This is a genomic window from Brevundimonas sp. GW821-FHT10A07, from assembly GCF_059415785.1.
The window spans coordinates 22,947-46,352 of the sequence record NZ_JBWKNX010000002.1 but is presented as its reverse complement, the minus strand read 5'-3'; the positions used below and the strand labels follow the sequence as shown (position 1 = coordinate 46,352).

Here is a 23,406-nt window from a genome sequence, read left to right as displayed (position 1 = left end):
CATCAGCGAATGAAGTAGCCGATCACCTTCCAGGTCCCACGCTCGCGCATCAGGACTGCGGTCTCTACGGACTCCGCCTTGTCGCGGAAGGCCGTCCGGTACTGAATGACCTGATATTCCCCGGCGGGCAGTCCCGGAAGAGTGGTGGACGGAGCCACGCTGATCTGGGCCCGGGCGACGACGGCCCCCACCGTCGCGCGTACCGAAGCCACGGTCGAGGCCCAGTCCGCCTGCGTCACCTGGGCCTGGAAAAGGCTCCCGGCCGCATCCCAGCTGTCGACCCACTGTTCCCGGTCCAGCAGGGCGATCCAGGCCAGGGCCGCCTCGGCCCCCTCGCCGGGCGCAGCCGCTTCGACAGACGCTACGGGACTAGGCGGCGAATTCGTCGGCGCGGCAGCGGGGCCGGCGGCATAGGTGAAGATCAGGGCGGCGACGGCGAGCGACAACATGACGGCGAGTCCTCCGATGATCCATCGGGTCGATGAGGTGACCCGACGGCTTTGCGATGAAGCGGCGACTCTGACACCCTCGGCTGTCGGGTCTCCCCCAAATTCCTTGTCTCCAAGAAATTCGGGTCGCTCCATGTAGGCCTCCGACGCGCCGCCCGCCTCGGCCTCCACAAGACGCCTCGCTGCGGCCCGGCTGCTCGACAGCCCCAGCTTGTTCCGCGCCGAACGCAGCCGTTCGTTCACCGTATGGACGGACAGATCCAGGTGGCGGGCGACGGACTTGGCGTCATGGCCTCGGGCCAGAAGCCGCAGGGCCTCCTTCTCCCGCTCACTCAGGGACCGCAGCGCCTCGTCCATCGCCACCCTCTCTCGATGGGGCGAGCCTAGGCGACCGACAGCTGCTCCGCCACCCTCTGGCGAAACGCCCCTCTTACCGCCCCGTCGACCCGAACCCGCCGGCCCCGCGTGCGGTCTCGTCCAGCGTCTCGACCTCGACCCAGTCCGCACGTTCGTGCTTGGCGATCACCAGCTGGGCGATCCGCTCCCCCCGCCGGATGACGAAGGGCTCGGCGCCGATATTGGCCAGGATCACGCCGCACTCGCCGCGATAGTCGCTATCGATCGTGCCCGGCGCATTGGGGCAGATGATCCCGTGCTTCAGCGCCAGACCCGAGCGCGCCCGCACCTGGGCCTCGAACCCCAGCGGCAGGGCGATCTTCAGGCCCGTGGGCACCAGGGCGCGGGCGCCCGGCGCCAGGGTCATCGGCTGATCCTCCGGCACGGCCGCGCGCAGGTCCATCCCGGCCGATCCCGCCGTCTCATAGGCCGGCAGGGGCAGGCCCTCGGCATGGGGCAGGCGCAAAATCTGGATGGCGGTCTCGGTCATTCGGGGGCCTTGAAATGGTCGGCGATACGGGCCGCGACAGCCTGGGCGATCGCGGTCTTAGATTGGCGGGGCCAGGTTTCGGTCTTGTCGGCGGTGACCAGCAGCACGGCGTTGCCGTCCGAGCCGAAGACGTCGTCGGACACGTCGTTGCCGATGATCCAGTCGCAGCCCTTGCGCGACAGCTTGGCGCGCGCATTGGCCTCCAGGTCCGTGGTCTCGGCGGCGAAGCCGATGACCAGGGTCGGCCGGTTCGGGCCCGGCGCGGCGATCCCGGCCAGGATGTCGGGGTTCTCGATCAGGGCCAGGGTCGGCGGCCCGCCCGGCCCCTTCTTGATCTTGCCGCCGGCGATGGTGTCCACGCGCCAGTCGGCCACGGCCGCCGACAGCACGGCGATGTCTGCGGGCAGGGCGGCTTGCGTCGCCGCCTGCATCTCCAGCGCGCTCTCCACGTCGATCCGCGTCACCCCGACAGGCGCGCCCAGGGCGGTCGGCCCCGACACCAGGGTCACCTCCGCCCCCAGTTCGACCAGGGCGGCGGCGATGGCGTAGCCCTGTTTGCCGCTGGAGCGGTTGGTCAGACCCCGCACCGGATCGATCGGCTCGAAGGTCGGCCCGGCCGTAACCACCGCCTTGCGACCCGCAAGGGGCCGCCCGGCCGCGCCCGCCAGCAGACCCAGGATCGCGTCCAGGATCGCCGCCGGCTCGGCCATCCGGCCGGGTCCGTATTCGCCGCAGGCCATCTCGCCGTCGTCCGGCCCCACCACGGCCACGCCGTGGAAGCCGGGGAAGGCCTTCAGCCGCTCCATATTGGCCTGGACCGCCGGATGCTCCCACATCCGCACATTCATCGCCGGCGCCAGCAGCACCCGTTTGTCCGTGGCGATCAAGGTGGTCGAGGCCAGGTCGTCGGCTAAACCGTTGGCCGCCTTGGCGATCAGCCCCGCCGTCGCCGGCGCCACGACCACCAGATCGGCCCAGCGCGACAGCTCGATATGGCCCATGCTGGTCTCGTCGTCCGGATGGAACAGGCCCGACCGCACCGGATGGTCGCTCAGCGCCGCCAGCGACAGGGGCGTCACGAACTCGGCCCCGGATTCGGTCAGGATCACCCGCGTCTGGCCCCCCGCCTTGGCGATCAGCCGCACCAGCTCCAGCGCCTTGTAGGCCGCTATGCCGCCGCCGACGATCAGCAGGATTTTGCGATTTGCGAGAGGGCGGCTGTCCATGGCCTTCGTCTAGCCGCCCAAGGCGACGCCGTCGAGACGGCCGAAAAGAACATTGCGGGAACATGAAGGTTGTGCTTATCTCGCGGCGAGCGGGTGTCCGAAGGGGGAGGCGAGGATGACGTCTGACAAGCGACAGGGTGCGGCCACAGGACTGGGGCTGATGATGGTCGGTTTGGCGGTGACGGCGCTGGCGGGGTGCGACAACGCCTCGGCGGTGCAGACGCGCGACCGAACGGCCGAGGCGACGCCGCTGGCCCTGGCGGCGACCGGGACGGGCGGCGACGACGCCCCCGCCGCCGCCCAGCCCAAGCCGGTGCTGACAGCCAGCCGTCGCGAGACGGTGGATGACAAGATCGCCCGCCTGTACCAGCGCAACGGCGCCGACTTCGGCGCGGGGTCGGCCGAAGACTATCTGGACAAGGTCACCGCCTTTACGGCCAAGCCCCCGCGCGACGCCGAGACGGTGAAACGGCCGAACGGCGACACCCTGATCTATCAGGCCTCGACCAACACCTTCGCCGTGGTGGCGCGCGACGGCACGCCCCGCACCATGTTCAAGCCGACCACGGGCGCCGACTACTGGGCCGAGCAGAAGACGGCGGCGCCCCGCTTCGGCCAGAGGCGACAATCGACGCCGACGGCGGGCTGATATAGAGGGCGGGGTCCGACCGACGCTCTGGAGCCCGCCCGATGTCCGACGCCCCTTCCGGCGACAAGCCCTTGCTGAAGACCGCCCTGATCTATGATTTCGACGGCACCCTGGCGCGCGGCAATATGCAGGAGGTCAGCTTCATTCCGTCGCTCAAGATGGAGAAAGAAGCCTTCTGGGAAGAGGCCGAACGCCTGACCAAGGAGGCCGACGCCGACGGCATCCTGATGTACATGCAGCTGATGCTGCATCACGCGCGCCAGAACGGTTCGCCGGTGACGCGCGAGACCCTGCGCCGGCACGGCGAGGCGGTGGCCCTGTTCGAAGGTCTGAAGGACCTCAGCTGGTTCGACCGGATGAACGCCTTCGGCGCGCGCTACGGGCTTGAGATCGAACACTATATCGTCTCGGCCGGCCTGGAGGAGATGATCGACGGCACGCCGATCCGCCCCGCCCTGACCCATGTCTTCGCCTCCCACTATGTCTACGACGACAAGGGCGAGGCGGCCTGGCCCGCGGTCGGCGTCAACTACACCACCAAGACCCAGTATCTGTTCCGCATCAACAAGGGGGTGAAGAACCACTGGGAGCACGAGCGGATCAACCACTTCATCCCCGACGACCAGCGGCCGGTGCCGTTCGAGCGGATGATCTTCATCGGCGACGGCGACACCGACGTGCCGACCATGAAGATGATGCACACCAAGGGCGGCTTCTCAATCGCCGTCTATGACCCCCGCTCGAACGAGAAGGACCAGAAGAAGGTCTATTCCCTGATTTCCGAGGACCGGGTCAATTTCGTCGCCGCCGCCGATTATAGCGAGGGTTCGGCCCTGGACCTGATCGTCAAGGGCCTGGTCGGCCGCATCGCCATCAACGCCGGCTCCATGCCGGCGGGTCTGTAGCGATCCTCAGCGCCCGCCGGCCCTGATCCAGGCGTCGCGGGCCCCGATCAGCCGCGCGGGAGCCAGGCCGCGCAGGGACTTGGCGCCGGTCTGCCTCAGCCCCGCCTCCTGCCCCTTCTGCCAGACCACCGTCGCCGGATAGGCCACCGCCTCCGCAATATCCACCACCACCACCTCGGGCGGCAAGGCCGCGCCCCGGTCGAGCCTGAGCTTCAGGCCGCCGTCCGACAGATCGACGATCACGCAGGCCGTCTCCACACCCGGCGCACAGACGACGCCCCGCGCATTGACCGCCCGACGGGGTTCGCCGCGTCGGTCCGGTTGAGAAACGGGCTTGGGTCCAAACATACGCATGCCTCAGGACGCACAGTATCGCCGTGCGATCCTCTGTGCCGGTAGCGGACTTCGAGCCGGTCAGGAAGAGAGACGGGTCATCGAACGTCGGTTCCCGCCTTTCGACGCACGCTCCGCCCCGGAACCGGGCTTCAACCCGCCAGGGCGCCGAAATCCACCACGATCGGCTCTCGCTCCCAGACCGCCAGCACCCGGCGGAAGGCCGCCTGTTCCAGAGACGTGGTCGCCGTATTGGTCAGGGGGTGGAAGTTGACGATGTCGGCGTCCCACAGCCGCCGGTCCAGGACGAAGGTCACGCGGCGCTCGACGTCGTTGATCAGACCCAGGGCCGTGACCGAACCCGGGCGGACGCCCAGCGTCTCCCACATCAGGGCCTCATTGTCGAACGACAGCCGGCCCGCCCCCATCGCGGCCGCAGCGCGCTTCAGGTCGATGACCGTGTCCTGGCGGGCCGAGATCAGCCAGAGCCGGCCTTTGTGATCCTTGAGAAACAGGTTCTTGGTGTGAGCGCCGGGCAGGTCGGCCTTGAGGTCCAGGCCTTCCTCGACGCGGAAGACGGCCGGGTGGTCGTGGGTCGTGTGGGCCACGCCGTGTTCGGCCAGCCAGGCGGTCAGGGTCTCGCGGTCGAAAGCGGGTTCAGGCGCAAGGTCTGGGGTCATGGTTGAGCAGTCGCGTTTGCGGCGTTAGGAACGGTTCCATGGTCGATACCGTGCAGACGCGCCCGCTGGAACTGGAATGCTATCCGATGACGGCCCGGCCGCCGGACCTGGTGCCCGGCCGCCAGTCGCGCAATTGGATGGACGCCTTCATCAGCCGCCACCCCTATCGCTGCCTGCCGCTGAACATGGCCAACACCACGGGGTGGGAGATCCTGTGCCCGTTCGGTTTCACGGCCGAATGGAACGGCGGGCCGCGCCAGGAGGACATCGTCATCACCCCCGACCGGCCCCAGCACGACCTGGACCATTTCGTCACCTCGCACTTCTCGCGCGGGGTCCTGACCATGCACCCGCAGTATCTGTTCCGCACGCCGCCGGGCTGGGGGATGATGTGCTCGGGGTCGCCCAATCACCTGAAGGACGGGATCCAGCCCCTGGTCGGCCTGATCGAGACCGACTGGCTGCCCTTCCCCTTCACCATGAACTGGATCTTCACGCGGCCGGGCCGGGTGAAGTTCGAGAAGGGCGAGCCCTTCTGCTTCATCAATCTGATCGAGCACAAGAAGGTGGAACAGTTCCAGCCGGTTATCCGGACGCTGGAGTCCAACCCGGTCATGAAGGGCCAGTTCGAGGCCTGGAACCGCGCCCGCACCGACTTCAACCAGCGTCTGGCCGGCGGCGACCCCGACGCGGCCAAGGAGGCCTGGCAGCGCTACTATTTCAAGGGCGAGGTGCCCGAGGATCTGGGCGCGGCGCCGCCGACCCATTCGAACAAGCGCCGCCTGAAGTCGCCGCGCGTCGGCTGAGGCCGGTCAGCCGCGGCCTAGAGCGCCATCACCGTGCCGAGCAGGACCCGGGCCCCGGCCCGGCCCAGGGTGGCGTTGGTGGCGGCCTGCAGATCTGCGGCCAGCTGGTCGATGTTCGGCGCGGCGCCCGGACGCAGGCCGGTGGCGAACCGCTGGACGGCGGTGTTGTAGGCGGCGCGCAGACGCGGCGCCGACTGCTGGGCCCGGGTGCGCAGGGCCGCGTCGGGCACATCCACGCCGACTTCGACCGACAGGACGCCGCGCCGGCCGCCGGGACGCGGGATCGAGCCCGTGACCACCGGCAGGCGGAAATAGGTGTCGGCCGACGGAGCGGCGCCGCCGCTCGATGAGGCGCGGGTGGGGGTCGAGGCGGCGGCCGTCGCGACGAGGGCGAGACCGAGAAGGGCGCGGCGTTCCATTCCGCCCTGCCTAACGGGGATGGCTTAAGAAACTGCTGAGCCCGACATCGGTCATAGTGCATATAAGGATATCCTTATGTGTTTATTGCTCCTTCATGCTCCACAGGCTATGAGGGCTGGAAAATCCCCTGCGGCCAGGAGCCCCCATGACCGACTACATCATCCGCGACATTTCTCTGGCCGATTGGGGCAAGAAGGAAATCGCGATCGCCGAAACGGAAATGCCGGGCCTGATGGCCCTGCGCGAAGAGTTCGGCGCCAGCCAGCCGCTGAAGGGCGCCCGGATCGCCGGCAGCCTGCACATGACCATCCAGACGGCCGTTCTGATCCAGACGCTGGAAGCCCTGGGCGCCGAAGTCCGCTGGGCCTCGTGCAACATCTTCTCGACCCAGGACCACGCCGCCGCCGCCATCGCCGCCTCGGGCACGCCGGTGTTCGCCACCAAGGGCGAGACCCTGGAGGAATACTGGGACTACGCGCACAAGATCTTCGAATGGGCTGACGGCGGCTATCCGAACCTGATCCTCGACGACGGCGGCGACGCGACCCTGCTCTGCGTGCTCGGTCCCAAGGCCGAGAAGGACATCTCGGTCCTGGCCAATCCCCAGAACGAAGAGGAAGAAGCCCTCTTCAAGGTGATGAAACGCTACATCGCCGAAAAGCCCGGCTTCTACTCGGCCATCCGCGACGCCATCGGCGGCGTGTCGGAAGAGACGACCACGGGCGTTCACCGCCTGTATCAGATGGCCGAAAAGGGCGAGCTGCCCTTCCCCGCCATCAACGTCAACGACAGCGTCACCAAGTCCAAGTTCGACAACCTTTACGGCTGCCGTGAGTCCCTGGTCGACGCCATCCGTCGCGGCACCGACGTCATGCTGTCGGGCAAGGTCGCCGTGGTCTGCGGCTACGGCGACGTGGGCAAGGGCTCGGCCGCCTCGCTGCGCCAGGGCGGCGCCCGCGTGATCGTGACCGAGATCGACCCGATCTGCGCGCTTCAGGCCGCGATGGAAGGCTATGAGGTCCAGACCCTGGACGACAGCGCCGGCCGCGCCGACATCTATGTGACGACGACCGGCAACAAGGACGTCATCACGGTCGAACACATGCGGCAGATGAAGAACAACGCCATCGTCTGCAACATCGGCCACTTCGACTCGGAGATTCAGGTCGCCGGCCTGAAGAACTTCAAGTGGGACGAGATCAAGCCTCAGGTCCACCACATCGAATTCCCGGACGGCAAGAAGATCATCCTGCTGTCGGAAGGCCGTCTGGTGAACCTGGGCAACGCCACGGGCCACCCGTCCTTCGTGATGTCGGCGTCCTTCACCAACCAGACCCTGGCCCAGATCGAGCTGTGGACCAACGCCAAGTCCTATCAGAACCAGGTCTACACCCTGCCCAAGCACCTGGATGAAAAGGTCGCCCTGCTGCACCTGGCCAAGCTGGGCGCCAAGCTGACCGTCCTGACCCAGGACCAGGCCGATTATATCAACGTGCCTGTCGAAGGCCCGTTCAAGGCGGACCACTACCGTTACTAAGCTCTCCCCGAGGCCGGAACCGCGAGGTTCCAAGTGACGAGGGCGTCTTATGACGTCCTCGTCGTCGGGGCCGGCGCGGCCGGGATGACGGCCGCGATCGAGGCCGGGCGTCGCGGACGTCGGGTTCTGGTGGTCGATCACGCCGCCAACCCCGGCGAGAAGATCCGCATCTCCGGCGGCGGTCGGTGCAACTTCACCAATCTGGGCTGCGGCCCGGCGAATTTCCTGGGTGAGAACCCCCGGTTCGCCACCTCGGCCCTGCGTCGCTACACCCAGCACGACTTCGTCAAGCGCGTGGACCGGGCCGGCATCGCCTGGCACGAGAAGACGCTTGGCCAGCTGTTCTGCGACGACAGCGCCAAACAGATCGTCCGCATGCTCACCGACGACATGGCGGCGGCGGGCGTGACCCTGAAGATGAAGACGGGCGTGGACCGCCTGGACCGGTCCGGCGACGGCTGGCGCGTCGTCCTGTCCGACGGAACCCTGGTCACGGCGACCGCCCTGGTCGTGGCGACGGGCGGTAAATCCATCCCCAAGATGGGCGCCACCGGCTGGGCCTACGAGGTCGCGCGCCAGTTCGACATTCGCGTCACCGAAACCCGACCGGCCCTGGTCCCCCTGACGTTCGAGGCCGGCCTGCTCGAAACCCTGATCCCGCTGGCGGGCGTGGCGGTGGACGCCACTGTGGCCTCGGCGCCCGAAGGGGCCAAGGCGCGCAAGGCCAGTTTCAGCGAGGCCATGCTGTTCACCCATCGCGGCCTCAGCGGACCGGCCATTCTGCAGATCAGCTCCTACTGGCGCGAAGGCGAGGCCATCGTCGCGGCCATGGCGCCGGGCCGTAATGTCTTCGATGAGCTCAAGGCCGCCAGGGCGGCCAACGGCCGCCAGGCCGTGCACACGGCCCTGGGCCATATCGTGCCGCGGCGGCTGGCGGAAAGCCTGTGCGAGCGGGAAGGCGCGGCGGGCAATCTGGCCGATCTGTCCGACGCGGCGCTGCGGCGGCTGGACCACGCGGTCAACGCCTGGAGCGTCAAGCCGGTCGGGTCCGAAGGCTATCGCACCGCCGAGGTGACCCTGGGCGGGATCGACACCGCCGCCCTGGACCAGCAGACCCTGGTCGCCAAAACGGTTCCCGGCCTCTATTTCATCGGCGAGGCGGTCGATGTCACCGGCTGGCTGGGCGGCTATAATTTCCAGTGGGCCTGGTCCTCCGGCTGGGCCGCCGGTCAGGTCTGCTGAGCGGGGAACGGCCTGTGGCGCCACGACGCATGGCGGCGAGCCGGCCGGGCGCCTAGCTTGGATCCTGCGGAACGGGCCCCTCTGGCGTCTTCGCGATCCGGCGTATCCCTTCGCCGCATCGTATCGACGCGATGTCGGACCGCACGGATGCGTCGGCGCGACAGGTCTGTCCCCCTCCCGGCCGGTCTCGCCGACGCCCGAACCGACCCGATTCCTGACTGATCTGGAGCCCCGATGCCTCTTCTGATGTGCCCGAACGACAATTCCGCCATGCAGACGCTGGATCGGGACGGCGTGCAGTTCGACATGTGCCCCGCCTGCCGGGGCGTCTGGCTGGACCGCGGCGAACTGGAGAAGCTGATGGCTTCGGCGGCCGAGGACGGTCGCGCCTCTGCGACGCCCGCCGCGCCCCCGTCTCAGTCCCAGCCCCAGTCCCAACCCTGGGGCGGAGGGCGTCCCTATGCCGACGACCGGGGCTACAGGGACGACCGGCGCGGCGATGATCGCCATCGGGACGACGACTATCGCTACAAGAAGAAGAAACGCGACAGCATCTTCGACATCTTCGACTGAGGCTCAGACCTTCAGCCGGGCCGCCTGCATCAGGCTCTGCAGCGCCGCAGACGCTTCGGTATCGGCGTCCGCCGCCTGGCGGACTTCGGGGATCCGCAGCATCTTGACCGCTTCGGCGCGGGCGCGATCCGCGGCCGGCCCCAGGGGCGCGGTCTCGCCATTGGTCATCTTCATCAGGGCCGTCAGCTTCTGAACCGGCGTGGCCTGGGCCCGGCCGATCTGGGCCAGCAGCCCGGCGTCCGCCTCCAGGGTTCCGCCCAGGGCGCCGATGGCCGTCGAAATCTGTCTTTCATCCAGTTCGCCCAGTTGTACGGCCCGCACCGACCGCTGCAGTCGCGCCAGGACCAGCAGCTTCTGCGACACGCTGGGGCCGCCCGGCGCCGACTGGCGCATCTCGCTTTCCAGCCGGACGGAGGCCACGCAGGCGCTGAGCCAGCGCGCCGCCGCCCGCTTGTTGGCCCCTCCGGTGACGTTCTCGCACAGCCGCGTCAGCAGTTCGGCCTCGGACAGGGCGGTCGGGCATTGGCGGACATAGGCGCCGACGAAATCGGGCGTGACCAGACTCTTGGATCGGTCGACGAAGGCGTTCTGCACCTCTTCCAGGGTCAGAAGCCGGCCCGCCGCCGCCGTCAGGGCCATGGCGAGGGTGCGCAGGATGTCGATCTCCCCCACCGGGTCGTTGGGCCGCAGCCGCCGCGGGCTGGCCAGTTCGCGCGTCACCATCCGCGCCAGGGACGCCGACAGCTGCGGGAGCTCGCCCCCCGCCAGACGCGCGCCCAGTCGCGCGGCGGGACCTTCGACCGCCGGCGTCATCAGGGCCATACGGGAATCCAGACCGATCAGCCGTTCGACCTCTCGGGGGGCCACCATGCGCACCACCGCGGCCAGGCTGGCGCCGTGGTCCAGAGACGGGCCCAGGATTTCCGCCAGGTTCGCGCGCACCGCCAGCATTTCGGCCGCGATCTGTTCGACGGCGCCCACGACGAGCCCGCGCGCCGGCCCGGCCGGCGGCGCGGCGTCGATCATGTCCATCAGGCCGTCCAACCGGTCCCGCGCGCCCTTGCGGTCGGCCAGGGCCTGGGCGACGACGCCGCCCATGACGAAGGCGCGGTCCGCCGATCCGCTCAACCCCTGCGCCAGCTCGGCGATCGACCGTTTTTCCAGCGACGGAAACAGGCCCGAGCGGCCCGCCTTCAGCAACCGTGCGACCGCATCCTCCGACAGCCGCTGGTAGTGGCGCACGACGCTGTGCAGGTCCTGGCCGCTGGCCTGGCTCTCCGGCACGGCGACCTTCTGGACGGCGTGCTGAAGCTCCACGCCGGAGGCGTCGAGTCGCTCGGCCAGGTCTGGCCGGTGCAGGAGTTCGAACGCTGTCGCCCCCTGGCGCTTCAGCCAGTCCTCCAGAACACGGCCGATCAGGGCGCGGGCGTGGGGCGTATAGAGTTCGGCCGGGGCGCTGCACGCCGGGCGAACGGCCTCGACAGTCCTGGGCTTCTTCTTCTCCTCGGGCGCGCCGATCGTCAGGATGTTGAGGCTGTTGAACTCCATCGTGTCCGGATCCAGCGTCTCCTTGGTGACGCGGGCGGCGGCGGCCAGCCGGTCGCGCAGCTGGTCCTCGGCCGTTTCCAGGGCGTGTTTGCGGTCCTCGGTGGCGATCAACAGGGTCCAGCCCGCCGGAGCGGTCTTTCGGACATAGACTTCGTAGTGGATCGGACCGGCCATCCGGGATCATTGAGGCCCAAGGCTTTAAAGGGGGGTTTTCACGACGAATTTTCATCGCGCCGTTGGAAACGAACCCGGCTATCGTTGAAACATCCGGGTTGGCGGCCCATCTGCCTTAGCCCTAATGTGACCGTGATCGAACGGTTACGCTTGCCGTGCGTTCTCGTTCGCGGGAACGGGAAGTTCAGGAGAAGACAACCTTGGCCAACATCACCCTGGTCGATGACGACGAGAACATCGTGGCCTCCGTCTCGCTGGCGCTGGAAAGCCATGGCCACAAGATCACGGCCTACCACGACGGAGCCTCGGGTCTCGCCGCGCTGGAAAGCGCGCCGCCCGACCTCGTCATCCTCGACGTGAAGATGCCGCGCATGGACGGGATGGAGGTGCTGCGCCGCCTGCGTCAGACCTCGCAGATTCCCGTCATCATGCTGACCTCCAAGGACGAGGAGATCGACGAAATCCTCGGCTTCAACCTCGGCGCCGACGACTATATCCACAAACCCTTCAGCCAGCGGCTGCTGATCGAGCGGGTCAAGGCCCTGCTGCGCCGCACCGGCGCCGACGGCGTCGATCCCGAACCCTCGGCCGAAGTTTCCGGCAAGGCGATCAAGCGCGGCAAGCTGAGCATGGACCCGGCCCGTCACGAATCGACCTGGGACGGCAAGCCGGTGAAGCTGACCGTCACCGAATTCCTGCTGCTCCAGGCCCTGGCCCAGCGCCCCGGCTTCGTGAAGAGCCGCGACAACCTGATGGACGCCGCCTACGACGACCAGGTCTATGTCGACGACCGCACCATCGACAGCCACGTGAAGCGGATGCGCAAGAAATTCCGCGCCGTGGACAATGAGTTCGACGCGATCGAGACCCTGTATGGCGTCGGCTACCGCTACCGCGAAAGCTGATCTTCCCGTCGGGCGCGAGCCCGACGAGGAGCCTGTCCGCCGGCCGAGGTTCCGCTTCGGCGGCTCGCGGCTGGGCGGCTTCATCCTGGCGCTCAACCTTCTGAGCCTGCTGATCCTGTTCGGCGGAGCCCTCGTTCTGAACGAATGGCGTCAGGGGCTGATCCAGGCGCGTCAGGAATCGCTGACCGTCCAGGCCGAACTGCTGGGCAATGTCCTGGGCGAACTGGGCATCAGCCGGGGCGTGCCGGCCCCGGAGCTGGACGTGGGCGAGGCGGCGAAATGGCTGCGCGACAATTTCGTCCCGAACGGCCAGCGGGTTCGCCTGTACGACATCAACGGCCTGCCGGTCATCGACAGCTACGAGGTGACCGAGAACATCCCCGGCCAGGTCCTGCCGCCTGCGCGTCCCGCCGGCACGCCCCCCTCCGGGGAGATCGCCCAGAAGACCCTTCGCGACGCCGAACACAAGAAGGCCGTCGAGGCCGAGGTCGCCGCCGAGGTCGAGCGCGCCCTGGCCGGAGAGCCGCAGACGACCGTCCGGCGCAACGAATCCGGCGACCGCGTCGTCTCGGTCTCCATCCCCATCCGGCATGTCCGCCAGGTGCTGGGCGTCCTGACCCTGGAAGCCGGCAATGTCGATGAGATCCTGGACGATCAGAGACGCGCCCTGGTGCCTTTCGCCCTGGTGGCCCTGGCCGTGAACCTGCTGGCCTCCCTCTTGCTGCATCTGTTCGTGGCGCGGCCGGTCTTGAGGCTGGCGGCGGCGGCGGACCAGGTCCGGCTTCAGCGCGCCCGCGCCATCTCCCTGCCCGACCTGGAGGAGCGCAAGGACGAGATCGGCGACCTGGCCCGGTCGCTGGAGTCGATGACCGACACCCTGTCCACACGGATGGACGCCATCGAACGGTTCGCCGCCGACGTGTCGCACGAGATCAAGAACCCCCTGACCTCGATCCGTTCGGCGCTGGAGACCCTGCCCCTGGTCAAGACCGACGCCCAGAGGGAGAAGCTGACCAGTCTGCTGCAACAGGACGTGCGCCGCCTGGACCGGCTGATCACCGACATCTCCAACGCCTCGCGTCTGGACGCCGAACTGTCGCGCGACCGGCCCCGCGCCATCGAACTGAACCGTTTGCTGGCCGATATCGTCGGCGTCTATGAGACCACCGCCCGGCCGGACGATATTCCCGTCCGGTTCGAGCCTCCGCCCCAGGGCCTCCGGGTCGCCGGCCGCGACGGTCCCCTGGGACAGGTGTTCCGCAACCTGATCGACAACGCCCGCTCCTTCAGCCCCGCCGGCGGCGAGGTTCGGGTCGTGCTGGAAGAGGTCGAGGGCGACCTGCCCATCCGCATCCGCGTCGAGGACCAGGGGCCCGGGATTCCGCCCGAGAACCTGGAGACCGTGTTCGAGCGCTTCTACACCTCGCGGCCCAAGGGGGCGGCCTTCGGCTCCAACTCGGGCCTGGGCCTGTCCATCGTCCGCCAGATCGTCGAGGCGCATGGCGGCCGCGTCACGGCCGACAACCGGATCGGCGCAGACGGCCAGGTGATCGGCGCCCGGTTCGAGATCGGCCTGCCGTCCGCCGCGTCGCCCGGTCGTCGCTCATGACCGACCCGTCGCCCGTTCACGCCACCACGGTCGCCATCCGCCGGGACGGGGCCTGGACGGCGGTGATGATCCTGGGTCCGTCGGGCGCCGGCAAGAGCGATCTGGCCCTGCGGCTGATCGGGCGGGGCTGGCGACTGGTCAGCGACGACTATACCCGGGTCTGGGCGTCCGGCGGCGCGCTTCATGCGACCGCCCCGGCCGCCATCGCCGGTCGGATCGAGGCGCGCGGGGTCGGAATCGTGTCCGTCAGGACACGGCTGGTCGCCAGAGTCGTCCTGGCCGTCGCCTGTGTTCCCGAGGCGGTCGAACGGCTTCCGGAGCCGCAGACACGGCGCTTCTGCGGGATCGACCTGCCCCTGCTGGCGCTGGACCCCCGCCCCGCCTCGGCCGTCGAGATGGTCGCAGTCGCGCTTCAGACGCTTTGAACCCGCGCATAACGGGTCTATGACACGCCCCTTGCGGTCCAAAACGGATGCGTCCGGCCTCCCTGGCGGGCGCGGGGAGGTCCGGGGACGGTTCAGGGCGGGATGCGAGTGAAGTTCTCATGATTGGCCTGGTTATCGTCACCCATGGGGGACTGGCCTCGGAGTTTCTTTCGGCGATGGAGCATGTGGTCGGGCCGCAGCGCGGCGTCGCGGCCATATGCATCGGGCCGGATGACGACATGGAGCGGCGCCGTCGCGACATCGTCGACGCCGCCGCCGCCGTGAACGACGGCGACGGGGTGATCCTGTTGACCGACATGTTCGGCGGCACCCCGTCCAACCTGGCGATATCGGTGATGGAACAGACCCACGCCGAGGTCATCGCCGGCCTGAACCTGCCCATGCTGATCAAGCTGGCCAGCGTGCGCGGGCGCGAAACCCTGGAGGCCTGCGTGGCCCACGCCCAGGACGCCGGGCGCAAATACATCTCGGTGGCGTCCTGGGTGCTCGCGGGCGAAAAATGAGCGTGAAGACGACTCTCGACATCTGCAATACGCGCGGCCTGCACGCCCGCGCCTCGGCCAAGTTCGTCAAACTGGCCTCCAGTTTCGACAGCGAGATCCATGTCACCCGCGACGGCGTCTCGGTGGACGCCCGTTCGATCATGGGCCTGCTGATGCTGGGCGCCGGCATCGGCTGCAGCATTGACGTGGCGGCCGAGGGCGCCGACGCCGAGGAAGCGATCGAGGCCCTGACGGACCTCGTCGCCCGCAAATTCGACGAGGATCAGTAGGCGTCTTCCGCACGCGCACAGTCTAGGTTGTGTTTTACGCATGCAGGAGTAACCTCCTCGCGGGAGGAAGTCTCCCGGAGGACACCGAAATGAAAGCTCGCAAAAGGTTGTTGGTTGCTGCGGTCTCTCTCATGGCTGCAGCCGCGGCGGGACCCGCACTCGCCCTGCCCAGTCATTGGCGTGAATGGGAATATTATTCCGACGCTACATATTCAGAATATGTCGGCATGTGGGGCCAGACTTGCGCTGGCACAGTCTACAAGGAAGGGATTCAGACCCCTTATCGAATTCAGACGATGAACTACCCCTGTTGACCAAAGGTGAAGGCCCGTCATGCGCGATGACGGGCCTTCACTTCAGTCGATTTACAGCCCCAAAGCGCGGCGGATGTCGCGCCAGTCCACATATTTGAAGTTCTGGGTTCCGACGTCGTTCACGTCGTCCTGGATCACCACCAGGCCCTCGGGGAAGGGGCCGACCGCGCCGCTGGCGGCCGCCAGGCCGTCCGTGCCGGTGACCCCGTCCACGACGCCGTCCACGATCTTGAACCGGCCCTTGTACTGCGGGGCGGCGCCGTCGATGCGCCAGACCGGGAAGGTCGAATCGCCCTGGCTGGACGCGATCAGATAGCGTTTGTCGCCGTCCGTCAGCGTGATCAGCCCCTCGGCGTCGGCGACCAGGACGTCCCTGGCGATGGGCTGGACCAGGGTCCGCGCCGCGCCCGACGCCGGGTCGAGGCCATAGCGCCACAGGCCGACATTCTCCTCGTTGATATAGAGGGCGTTCGTGGCCTCGTCGGCGGCGCAGCCTTCGGAAATGGTTCCGATCTCGGCGCGACGCACCTCGCGCGAGACCGGCTGACCGGCCGCATCGACGCTCAGCACGAACTGTCGCAGTTCGCCCTCATGCCCCACCAGGACGGCGTGAACCTCGGCCCCGCGCCGCGCGAAACAGAAACCATAGGGTTCGATCACGTCGGTGGCGACCGCGCCCCAGGGGCGGACGGCGTTCTGGCCGGTCCCGGCCGGATCGAACAGATACAGCGAGATTCCCGTCTTGCCCGGCGTTCGGTCGCTGGCGCCCAGCACCAGCTGCGGCCGGCCGTCGATGTTCAACCCCTCGATCAGGTCGACATTGTTCAGCAGGCCTTCCGGCAGGAACTGAAGGATCCGGCCGTCGAAACCGTAGATGTAGAGGCCCGACTTCTTGTCCGTCCCGGCCACAAAGCCCTGAGTGGCCTGGCCCATCACCATGACCGGCGCAGCCGAGGCCCAGACGGCGGGATCGTCCGCCGCGTCCTGGCCGGCCGTGCCGACCGAGGGGGTTTCCAGCACGGCCTGGACCGGCGCGCCCGGCCCGACGAAGCCTTCGCCCTCGCCCTGGAAATCGACCTCGCGGGTCGCGCAGGCGGTCAGCATCAGGGCCGCGAGCGAGACGCCCGCTAGAATCTTGGCTGGCTTGAACGTCATGACTGGCCCCCGACAGAATCTGCTGCGTCCTGATCGGCAAGGCTCCGCAGCGCGTCAATGGACATATTGTGACGTTTGCACGACGAAATCGCATGATTTCAGCCGTTGTCGGATCATTCGCAATCTCACTGACAAGGAAACGAGCGGCAAGCGTCGCCAAAACGTCGCGATCCTTTCGCCGCCTGGGGGTAAGCGCGGCTGTATTCGTCGGGAGCAAACCCGACATTGGGGACCTCGTCATGAAATTCCATCTCCTCGCGGGCGCCTCGCTCGCGTCGCTCGCCGCTGTGACCGCCGCCCTGCCGGCCCACGCCTATGAAGCCTCCGCCCTGGCCGCCTCGGTCGCCGTCGCCGGCGAAGTCGTTCACGGCCGGGTCACCAACGCCGCCGGGGACGCGCTTCCGGGCGCCGAGGTGATCGTGCGAGCCACCGGGCAACGCGCCGTGACCAACACCCTGGGCGAGTTCGATCTCGTCCTGCCGACCGGCACGGCCGTGCTGGACGTCCGCTACATCGGCCAGCCCTCGGCGACCCAGACCGTCAGCGTGGTCCAGGGCGGAACCGAAGTGTCGATCATGCTGGGCGCAGGCGAGGCCGCGACCGTCAGCGACGTCATCGTCACCGGCGTCATCACCGACGGTGTGGCGCGGTCGCTGAACCAGCAGAAGAACGCCGACGGCACGGTCAATGTCCTGTCCGCCGACGCCATCGGCCGCTATCCCGACCCCAACGTCGCCGAATCCCTGCAGCGCGTGCAAGGCATCGCCATCCAGCGCGACCAGGGCGAAGGCCGCTACATCAACGTCCGCGGCGCGCCCTCGGCCTTCACCGCCGTCTCGGTGGACGGGGTCCAGGTTCCCGCCGTCGATCCGGGCACCCGCGCCGTCGATCTGGACACCCTGCCCAGCGACATCGTCGCCAATGTCGAGGTCTCAAAGACGCTCCTGCCCAGCCAGGAAGCCGATTCCATCGCCGGCGCCGTCAACATCAAGACCCGTTCGCCCTTCGACAAGCGCCGCCTGGCCGTCAGCGGCTACGCCGGCGGCAGCTATAACGACTACGGCGGTTCCGACACCCGCGCCGCCGCCACGGCGTCCAACGTCTTCGCCAATGAGACCTTCGGCGCCCTGCTGTCGGTCAGCTATTCCGAGACCAACCGCCGCCCTGACAATGTCGAGAACGCCTGGGTCAAGAAAGAGCAGAACGACGCCGAGATCTTCGTGCTCGAAGAAAGCCTGTTCAAGGACTACGAGACCAAGCGCACCCGCCAGGCCGTGACCGGCGCCCTCGAATGGCGCCCGACCGACGACTTCCGCGCCTATCTGCGCGGATCGTTCGCCCAGTTCGAAGACGACGAATACCGCAACACCCTGGGCCTGATCTACTCGGACGGCAAGCTGAAAGCCGGCGCTACCGACACGAGCGCCACCTATACCGGCGCGCGCATCACCCGTCAGCTGCGTCACCGCACCCAGAAGAACGACATCACCACCCTGGTGGCCGGCGGCGAAAAGACCTTCGACAACGGCGCCGTCTGGGACGCCAGCCTGTCCTGGGCCGATAGCGAACAGTCCTATCCCAACCGGAACGAGCTGCTGTATCGCGCCGACGCCCCCGAATTGAGTTACAACACGGCCGATCACTATATGCCGACCTATTCGGTGTTCAGCGATCCGACCGGCCTCTATCGGGACCCCACCAAGTTCAAATTCCGCGAGAACACCTTCCGCGAGAACACGACCCAGCAGGAAGACGTCGCCTTCAAGACCAACTTCGAGCTGCCCAGCCAGTTCGCCGGACGCGACGTGACGTGGAAGCTCGGCGCCAAGTTCAACAGCCGCGAGATCAATGCGGACGAGCAGCGCTACCGTAACCGCGCCTCTTCGGCGAGCCCGGGCACGCTGGCGTCGGTGCTGAGCGACCGTGAATCGCGCAACTACGACTATGACCTCGGCTTCAAGTTCGACGCTGACCTGGCCGACGCCTATTTCGCCAGCGCGCGCGCCGCGTCCCCGATCCGCGGGCCTGAATCCACCACTGCGGACTACACGGCGCAGGAAGACATCCTCGCCGGCTACGCCCAGGCTCGCTTCGACATGGGCGCGACCAACGTCATCATCGGTCTTCGTGTCGAGAACACCAAGTTCGACGGTTCGGCGGTTCAGTACGCCCTGATCGATGAAGACAAGCCCACGGAGAAAGAGATTTACACGGCCGCTAATGTCAGCCGCGACTACACCGACTTCTTCCCCAGCCTAACGGTCCGCCATAACTTCTCAGATAATCTGATCGGCCGGTTTGCTCTGACGCGCTCGATCTCGCGCCCCGAGTTCAACCAGATCGTACCGCGCCAGATCGACGAAACCGATAGCTCCAGCGGCAACGCGTCTTATGAAGTCGGCAATCCTGACCTGAATCCCACCCTGTCGAACAACATCGACTTCGGCCTGGAATACTACTTCGCCTCTCTCGGCGTGGTATCCGCCAACGCCTTCTACAAGGACCTGACCGACTACCGATACATCCTCAAGTACTCCGAGGATCTGGCGGGCGGCGGCAAGGCCAAATTCGAGACACCGATCAATGCTCCCGACGGCCATATCGCCGGTCTGGAGCTGAACTGGCAGCAGAAGTTCGGCTTCCTGCCGGGTCTGCTGTCGGGCTTCGGCGTCTTCGCCAACTACACGGTCACGGACGCCGAGATCAAAACGGCCCAGACCTACGGCGGCCGGGACACCTTCGCCCTGCCGGGTCAGTCGGACAGCAACTACAATGCGGCCCTCTTCTACGAAATGGCCGGCTTCAGCGCCCGGCTGTCCTACACCAAGCGCGGCGATTATCTGGACGAGATCAATGCGGATGACGCCGATCTGGACCTCTATGTCGAGGGCCGCGAACAGCTGGACTTCACCACCAGCTATGACTTCGGCAACGGGGTCGAACTGTTCGGCGAGGCCAAGAACCTGACCGACTCGGCCGGTGTTCGCTACTATGGCTCGCGCGAGCGCACCTACGAGTACGAGAAGTTCGGCTACAACATCTTCGTCGGCGTCCGCTTCAAGCTCTAGGACCCCCGAAACCTTGACGCAGAAAGGGCCGGACGGCGACGTCCGGCCCTTTTTCATGGGCGAAGCGCGCCGCGCTTCCGGGCGGCTTGACGACGGGCCTCGTCATGAGGTCTGGGTATCGGAGACCACCCCCGCTCCGCTGGTTCGCCCCTTGCAGATCCTGGCGAACCTGGGCGGCGGACGCCCCAGATTGAAACGGATCGACCGAATGTTTCTCGAAGGCGAGGTCAACTGGACGCTGATCTTCGGCATCACGGCCGTCGTCGGCTACGCCCTCGCGGCCGTCGCCCTCTGGTTCGCCGTGACCCACGGCGCCCGCCACGCCAGCGCAAGCGACCAGCTCGACATCGTCCAGAAGGTGGCCGAATCCTCCGACAGACGCCTGTTCGAGACGATGAACGCCGTGCCCGTGGCCATGGTCGAGACCGACAGCACGGGCAAGTTCGTCTTCGCCAACCGCGCCGCCCATCAGCTGCTGGGCCGTCGCGACGCCGAACTGCTGGGCCTGCGTTTCCATTCCGCGACCTGGGGCATTACCTTCCCGGACGGCAAGCCGATCCCCGCCGACCTGCTGCCCAGCGCCCGGGCCCTGCGCGGCCAGACGGTGCGGGGCTTCCAGCATCTGATGATGAACGCCGCGACCCGCAAGAAGATGCTGGTTTCGGTCACGGCCATGCCGATCGAGAACGAACGGGGCCAGATCACCGGCTCCATCGCCGCCATCGTCGAGACCGACGTCCTGACCACCCCCGCCATCGAACCGGCGCCGCCCCCGCCGCCGCCCGCCGCCCGGCCCAGCCTGGCCGACCGGGTGTTCGACGCCGCCTCCGGCGCCCTGGTGGTGGTCGACGCCGACGGCCGCATCCGCCAGGCCAACCGCACCGCCCTGATCATGCTGGGGCGCGGCGAGGGGGTGACGGGTTCCGACTTCGCCGACCTGTTCCTGCCGCTGGACCGTCGCACCGAGGGCCGCCAGGCCTTGCGCGCCGCCCTGAACGCCGATGACGGCGAGGCTGCGCCGATCGAGACGGTGGACGCGGACGGCGCGGGGATCCGCTGGACCCTGACGCCCCTGGCCGACGAGACGGATCGTCCGGACGCCGTCCTGCTGGCCGGTGTCCCCTTGGCCGACATCGCCCCGACGGAGACCGGCTCTGAAACCGCAGAACCGGCCCCTCTTTCCGATGCGCCGGAAGACGACGCCGGCCAGGACGATCCGCGCGATCCCGTCGCCGAGGCCCTTCAAACGGCGCAGGCGGACTTCGCGCGCCGCGAGAGCGAAATCCTGGCCGCCCATAATCAGGCCCTGCTGGACACGGTCGCCGAGGCCGCGCGCGCCGAACAGGCGGTTCGCGCCGAGCTGGAGGCCGAACGGCGCATGGCCAATGTCGGCCGTCTGGCCGGCGGCGTGACCCATGATTTCAACGCCCTTCTGGGGGTCATGACCTCGGCCCTGGACATGATGCTGCGCCATGCCGACGAGCCCGAGCGCATCCGCCGCCTGGGCCAGGCGGCCCTGGCCGCCGGTCAGCGCGGCGAACGCCTGACCCGCCGCCTCAGCGCCTTCTCGCAGGACGAGGACCGCACCAATCTTCAGCGGCTGGACGTCGGGATCTTCCTGGCGGGCCTGGAGACCAAGCTGCGTCTGCTGTCGGGGCCGTCGATCGACCTGATGATCGAAACCCCGGCCCAACCGGCCTTCGCCCGGATCGATCCGGCGGCCTTCGAGGCGGCGGTGCTGGCCCTGACGCGAAACGCGGTCGAGGCGTCGAACGGCGTCGGGTCGGTCGCGGTGCGGCTGGCGGTGATGGCCGACGACAGCCTGAGACTGAGCGTGCGCGATTCCGGCCCCGGCATGGACGCCGACACCCTGCGCCGCGCGGCCGAGCCCTTCTTCACCACCCGGCCGGACGCGGCCGGCCTGGGCCTGTCGCAGGCCTTCGCCTTTGCGCGCCAGTCCTCGGGCGCCCTGGCGATCGACAGCACGCCGGGCGAAGGGGCGGAGGTCTCCGTCACCCTGCCCCGCGCGGAGCAGCAGGACGCGGACGCGAGCGAAAATACGGGCCAGACGGACGAACCGGCGCCTGAAATCGCCTCCTGACGGCTTCCTCCCCCTGCAAAGGTCGATTCCGGCGTCCCATATGTCGCCCGGCGGTTGACCCCTGCGGGGTCGGCGCTAGTGTCCGCCCGCCTGCCCCCACGCGCCAGAAGACCAGAGGATATCATGGCCGAAGCCCCCGTTCCCTACGACGTCGTCATCATCGGCGGAGGGCCCGGCGGCTATAACGCCGCGATCCGCGCCGGCCAGTTGGGCCTGAAGGTCGCCTGTGTCGAGATGCGCGCCACCCTGGGGGGCACCTGCCTGAACGTCGGCTGCATGCCGTCCAAGGCCCTGCTCCACGCCTCGGAAATGTTCGACGCCGCCAACAGCGAATTCGCCAAGATCGGCATCGAGGTCCAGCCCAAGCTGAACCTGGGCCAGATGCACAAGGCCAAGGACGACAGCGTCACCGCCCTGACCAAGGGGATCGAGTTCCTGTTCAAGAAGAACAAGGCCGACTGGATCAAGGGCCGCGGCAAGATCGTCGCCAAAGGCAAGGTCGAGGTGACCGCCGCCGACGGTTCGGTCCAGACGCTTGAGGCCAGGAACATCGTCATCGCCACCGGCTCGGAGCCCACCCCCCTGCCGGGCGTCGCCTTCGAAGACGGCAAGGTGATCGATTCCACCGGCGCCCTGTCGCTGCCGGCCGTGCCGAAGAAGCTGATCGTCATCGGCGCCGGCATCATCGGCCTGGAGCTGGGTTCGGTCTGGCGCCGCCTGGGCGCCGAGGTGACGGTGGTCGAATTCCTGGACCGGATCACCCCCGGCATGGACACCGAGGTCGCCACCGCCTTCCAGCGCACCCTGACCAAACAGGGCATGGTCTTCAAACTGGGCGCCAAGGTCACGGGCGCCAAGCCGGTCAAGGACGGGGTCGAACTGACGGTCGAACCGTCGGCCGGCGGCGCGGCCGAAACCCTCAAGGGCGACGTCGTCCTGGTCGCCATCGGCCGCCGCCCCTACACCGAGGGCCTGGGTCTGGAGAGCGTCGGCGTCACCCCGGACAAGCGCGGCTTCATCGACCATGACCACTTCAAGGTGGCGGATGGCGTCTGGGTGATCGGCGACGTGACCCACGGCCCGATGCTGGCGCACAAGGCGGAAGAAGACGCGGTCGCCGTGATCGACACCATCGCCGGCAAATACGGCCACGTCGACTACGCCCTGGTGCCCAGCGTGGTCTACACCTTCCCCGAAGTGGCCTGGGTCGGCCAGACCGAGGACCAGCTGAAGGCCGCCGGCGTCGCCTACAAGAAGGGCAAATTCCCCTTCACCGCCAACAGCCGCGCCAAGATCAACCACGAGACCGACGGCTTCGTGAAGGTTCTGGCCGACGCCGCCACCGACAAGGTTCTGGGCGTCCACATCATGGGTCCGCAGGCCGGCGAGATGATCCACGAGGCCGCCATCACCATGAGCTTCGGCGGCGCCTCGGAAGACATCGCCCGCACCTGCCACGCCCACCCGACCCGTTCGGAAGCCGTCCGCCAGGCGGCCATGGACGTCGAAGGCTGGATGATGCAGGCCTGATCCGCCGCGCCCCGACGGACGTCTGACATGAAAAAGGCCCGCTCGGCAGTCGCCGGGCGGGCCTTTTTTGATCTTGTC

Annotated in this window: 23 protein-coding genes; 15 read left to right on the top strand and 8 right to left on the bottom strand. The window is 67.8% G+C overall.

Features of this window, described 5'->3' with window-relative positions:
* Positions 1–2: 2 nt before the first annotated feature.
* From AC07NC_RS01670 to coaBC, 3 genes are all read right to left on the bottom strand, one after another.
* Positions 3–806, bottom strand: coding sequence for a DUF4019 domain-containing protein (locus tag AC07NC_RS01670; protein WP_492072004.1), 804 nt, complete (start codon positions 804–806; stop codon positions 3–5).
* Positions 807–879: 73 nt separating this feature from the next.
* Positions 880–1,335 (bottom strand): dUTP diphosphatase, encoded by a 456-nt coding sequence (dut, locus tag AC07NC_RS01665; RefSeq protein WP_494568409.1) that lies wholly within the window; start codon positions 1,333–1,335, stop codon positions 880–882.
* Positions 1,332–2,561, bottom strand: coding sequence for a bifunctional phosphopantothenoylcysteine decarboxylase/phosphopantothenate--cysteine ligase CoaBC (gene coaBC / locus AC07NC_RS01660; protein WP_494568408.1), 1,230 nt, complete (start codon positions 2,559–2,561; stop codon positions 1,332–1,334). The genes dut and coaBC overlap by 4 nt, the downstream gene beginning before the upstream one ends.
* A 115-nt stretch (positions 2,562–2,676) precedes the next feature.
* On the opposite strand from coaBC, the gene AC07NC_RS01655 reads away from it, so the two are divergent.
* Together AC07NC_RS01655 and AC07NC_RS01650 are read left to right on the top strand one after the other, a co-directional pair.
* The gene (locus AC07NC_RS01655; RefSeq protein ID WP_494568407.1) at positions 2,677–3,210 is read left to right on the top strand and encodes an S-type pyocin family protein; all 534 of its coding nucleotides are present in this window, start codon (positions 2,677–2,679) and stop codon (positions 3,208–3,210) included.
* A gap of 41 nt (positions 3,211–3,251) precedes the next feature.
* Entirely contained in the window at positions 3,252–4,115 is an 864-nt protein-coding gene (locus AC07NC_RS01650) for a haloacid dehalogenase-like hydrolase (protein WP_494568406.1), read from the top strand.
* Between the two features lie 6 nt (positions 4,116–4,121).
* Here AC07NC_RS01650 and AC07NC_RS01645 read toward each other — a convergent pair whose 3' ends face one another.
* Entirely contained in the window at positions 4,122–4,469 is a 348-nt protein-coding gene (locus AC07NC_RS01645) for a PilZ domain-containing protein (RefSeq protein ID WP_052005148.1), read from the bottom strand.
* Between the two features lie 131 nt (positions 4,470–4,600).
* Positions 4,601–5,128 (bottom strand): prolyl-tRNA synthetase associated domain-containing protein, encoded by a 528-nt coding sequence (locus AC07NC_RS01640; RefSeq protein WP_494568405.1) that lies wholly within the window; start codon positions 5,126–5,128, stop codon positions 4,601–4,603.
* A gap of 38 nt (positions 5,129–5,166) precedes the next feature.
* Between AC07NC_RS01640 and AC07NC_RS01635 the strand changes: the two genes are divergently transcribed.
* Positions 5,167–5,934: a DUF6065 family protein gene (locus AC07NC_RS01635; RefSeq protein WP_008263111.1), complete on the top strand. Its 768-nt coding sequence runs from the start codon at positions 5,167–5,169 to the stop codon at positions 5,932–5,934.
* 17 nt (positions 5,935–5,951) lie between these two features.
* On the opposite strand, the gene AC07NC_RS01630 is transcribed toward AC07NC_RS01635, so the two are convergent.
* Positions 5,952–6,353, bottom strand: coding sequence for a Tat pathway signal protein (locus AC07NC_RS01630; RefSeq protein ID WP_494568404.1), 402 nt, complete (start codon positions 6,351–6,353; stop codon positions 5,952–5,954).
* 146 nt (positions 6,354–6,499) lie between these two features.
* Here AC07NC_RS01630 and ahcY point away from each other — a divergent pair, with 146 nt between their 5' ends.
* The 3 genes from ahcY (at position 6,500) to AC07NC_RS01615 (ending at position 9,706) form a co-directional block, all read left to right on the top strand.
* Positions 6,500–7,891: an adenosylhomocysteinase gene (ahcY, locus tag AC07NC_RS01625; protein WP_008261797.1), complete on the top strand. Its 1,392-nt coding sequence runs from the start codon at positions 6,500–6,502 to the stop codon at positions 7,889–7,891.
* 33 nt (positions 7,892–7,924) lie between these two features.
* Positions 7,925–9,133: a BaiN/RdsA family NAD(P)/FAD-dependent oxidoreductase gene (locus AC07NC_RS01620; RefSeq protein WP_494568403.1), complete on the top strand. Its 1,209-nt coding sequence runs from the start codon at positions 7,925–7,927 to the stop codon at positions 9,131–9,133.
* A 234-nt stretch (positions 9,134–9,367) separates the two neighbouring features.
* Positions 9,368–9,706 carry a TFIIB-type zinc ribbon-containing protein gene (locus AC07NC_RS01615; RefSeq protein ID WP_494568402.1) on the top strand — a complete coding sequence of 113 codons (339 nt, stop codon included), beginning with the start codon at positions 9,368–9,370 and terminating at the stop codon, positions 9,704–9,706.
* Positions 9,707–9,709: 3 nt separating this feature from the next.
* Here AC07NC_RS01615 and AC07NC_RS01610 read toward each other — a convergent pair whose 3' ends face one another.
* Complete coding sequence (locus tag AC07NC_RS01610; RefSeq protein ID WP_494568401.1) at positions 9,710–11,428, bottom strand: hypothetical protein; 1,719 nt, start codon at positions 11,426–11,428, stop codon at positions 9,710–9,712.
* A 200-nt stretch (positions 11,429–11,628) separates the two neighbouring features.
* Here AC07NC_RS01610 and chvI point away from each other — a divergent pair, with 200 nt between their 5' ends.
* The 6 genes from chvI (at position 11,629) to AC07NC_RS01580 (ending at position 15,474) form a co-directional block, all read left to right on the top strand.
* Positions 11,629–12,333: a two-component response regulator ChvI gene (gene chvI, locus AC07NC_RS01605; RefSeq protein ID WP_008261186.1), complete on the top strand. Its 705-nt coding sequence runs from the start codon at positions 11,629–11,631 to the stop codon at positions 12,331–12,333.
* Positions 12,302–13,942 carry a two-component sensor histidine kinase ChvG gene (gene chvG, locus AC07NC_RS01600; RefSeq protein ID WP_494568400.1) on the top strand — a complete coding sequence of 547 codons (1,641 nt, stop codon included), beginning with the start codon at positions 12,302–12,304 and terminating at the stop codon, positions 13,940–13,942. Before chvI ends, chvG begins: the two co-directional genes overlap by 32 nt.
* Positions 13,939–14,367, top strand: coding sequence for an HPr kinase/phosphorylase (locus AC07NC_RS01595; RefSeq protein WP_447941271.1), 429 nt, complete (start codon positions 13,939–13,941; stop codon positions 14,365–14,367). The genes chvG and AC07NC_RS01595 overlap by 4 nt, the downstream gene beginning before the upstream one ends.
* A 119-nt stretch (positions 14,368–14,486) precedes the next feature.
* Positions 14,487–14,891: a PTS sugar transporter subunit IIA gene (locus tag AC07NC_RS01590; protein ID WP_008262883.1), complete on the top strand. Its 405-nt coding sequence runs from the start codon at positions 14,487–14,489 to the stop codon at positions 14,889–14,891.
* Positions 14,888–15,160 (top strand): HPr family phosphocarrier protein, encoded by a 273-nt coding sequence (locus AC07NC_RS01585; RefSeq protein WP_494568399.1) that lies wholly within the window; start codon positions 14,888–14,890, stop codon positions 15,158–15,160. The genes AC07NC_RS01590 and AC07NC_RS01585 overlap by 4 nt, the downstream gene beginning before the upstream one ends.
* Before the next feature lie 89 nt (positions 15,161–15,249).
* Complete coding sequence (locus AC07NC_RS01580; protein WP_492088469.1) at positions 15,250–15,474, top strand: DUF6289 family protein; 225 nt, start codon at positions 15,250–15,252, stop codon at positions 15,472–15,474.
* A gap of 51 nt (positions 15,475–15,525) precedes the next feature.
* Here AC07NC_RS01580 and AC07NC_RS01575 read toward each other — a convergent pair whose 3' ends face one another.
* The gene (locus AC07NC_RS01575; protein ID WP_494568398.1) at positions 15,526–16,629 is read right to left on the bottom strand and encodes a phytase; all 1,104 of its coding nucleotides are present in this window, start codon (positions 16,627–16,629) and stop codon (positions 15,526–15,528) included.
* Positions 16,630–16,868: 239 nt separating this feature from the next.
* On the opposite strand from AC07NC_RS01575, the gene AC07NC_RS01570 reads away from it, so the two are divergent.
* The 3 genes from AC07NC_RS01570 to lpdA all read left to right on the top strand — a co-directional run bounded on the left by AC07NC_RS01570 (position 16,869) and on the right by lpdA (position 23,328).
* Entirely contained in the window at positions 16,869–19,697 is a 2,829-nt protein-coding gene (locus tag AC07NC_RS01570) for a TonB-dependent receptor (protein ID WP_494568397.1), read from the top strand.
* A gap of 208 nt (positions 19,698–19,905) precedes the next feature.
* Entirely contained in the window at positions 19,906–21,798 is a 1,893-nt protein-coding gene (locus AC07NC_RS01565; RefSeq protein ID WP_494568396.1) for a PAS domain-containing sensor histidine kinase, read from the top strand.
* Between the two features lie 123 nt (positions 21,799–21,921).
* Positions 21,922–23,328: a dihydrolipoyl dehydrogenase gene (gene lpdA, locus AC07NC_RS01560; RefSeq protein ID WP_494568395.1), complete on the top strand. Its 1,407-nt coding sequence runs from the start codon at positions 21,922–21,924 to the stop codon at positions 23,326–23,328.
* Positions 23,329–23,406 lie beyond the last annotated feature (78 nt).